Origin of the sequence: Microbacterium gubbeenense DSM 15944 (assembly GCF_000422745.1) — a bacterium.
Taxonomy (GTDB): domain Bacteria; phylum Actinomycetota; class Actinomycetes; order Actinomycetales; family Microbacteriaceae; genus Microbacterium; species Microbacterium gubbeenense.
In genome coordinates this window covers 1-1,181 of the sequence record NZ_AUGQ01000072.1, presented here as the reverse complement: position 1 = coordinate 1,181, position 1,181 = coordinate 1, and the positions used below count along the sequence as shown (strand labels likewise).

Below are 1,181 nucleotides of genomic sequence, written 5' to 3'. Positions count from 1 at the left end.
CTAGGAACACTAGGAACACTAGGAACACTAGAGAAGGTAGGAATCCTAGGGGGACTAGGAAGCTAGGCCTCGGACGCAGCGGAGGTGGGGGAGGGCCTGGCATCCCGCGAGGGCCATCCGCGGGATGCCAGGGGTGTGAGCGCCTACTTGCGGCGGGGGCAGACGCGAACCGAAGAGCGAATGTCTCCGCTGACGGCTTTCATGAGCTTCGTGCGGATCCGGTGCACTCGACGATTGAGGCTGTCGCGAGACAGCTCGAGTTCGTCAGCGGCGTCCTGTCGTGCAGCACCAGGATCATCGGCGAGTTCGATCTGCACAAGCAACCGCACCTCAGCGCAGGAGATGACGTCATGCGATACGGCCCACATGAGAACAGTCGTGAGGTTCTCAAGTGCAGTACGCCCGACGGTCGCTCCGGTGGAGCTCTGATCATTCAAAAGGCCGTCAAGAAGCGAATCCTCAGCCGGAACCTCACGGCTGCGCGGAGCCCCGAACTCTCGGCTGACGCGCTTGAGGAGCTCACCGCGAAGATTGCCGGCGACATGACGATCCCGCGAGAGGGGATAGGTCATGATCGTCTCCCAGAGCGCGCTCGTTGCTGCATCGACCGCATGCTCCATCGGCATCCCCTGGAATGCTGTCGGCGCCAGCCGGTGCGCCACAGAACGCGCCAACGGGCGGAAGGCAACCAGTAGTACGTTCATGGACGCATGGTGGCCCTGCTGGGCGAGCTCGATGAGTCGATGATGCGCAAAGTCGCGCTCGGCATAGGAAGCATCCGTGGAGCTGCTATCGCGCTGGCCAATCATCCCCTCGAGGTGATCAACCATCTCGTCACCAGTGAAGGTACCGAGACCGGGAAAGTCGTGCTCGACATCATGGATCGATCGGATCCACTCGGACTGAAAAGTGCGTTCGATAGCACCAGCGGTGACGCGCATGAGTATGGCCCCTTCGTGCCGTCAACAAGGACGACACCCACGCTCCTCACGCCCTCTAGCTACCCGTCTCGAAACCTCCACGGTCATCCGTGCGCTGCTTTCAAGTGACCCAGTGCTGCTCTCAAACTGAGTAAATAAATGCCAGGTCCGTGACGGTTTCAGTGCCTGGTGAGACGTGCCCAAAAAACTCGCGAGAGATTGCATGTCCGTGAACCCTGGATCAAGCGGCATAGCTATGTG

Annotated in this window: 1 protein-coding gene; it reads right to left on the bottom strand. The window is 60.4% G+C overall.

What is annotated here, in order from left to right:
* Window positions 1-143: 143 nt before the first annotated feature.
* On the bottom strand, window positions 144-941 hold the full coding sequence (locus G510_RS0113360; RefSeq protein ID WP_029154014.1) for a hypothetical protein: 798 nt from the start codon (window positions 939-941) through the stop codon (window positions 144-146).
* Window positions 942-1,181 lie beyond the last annotated feature (240 nt).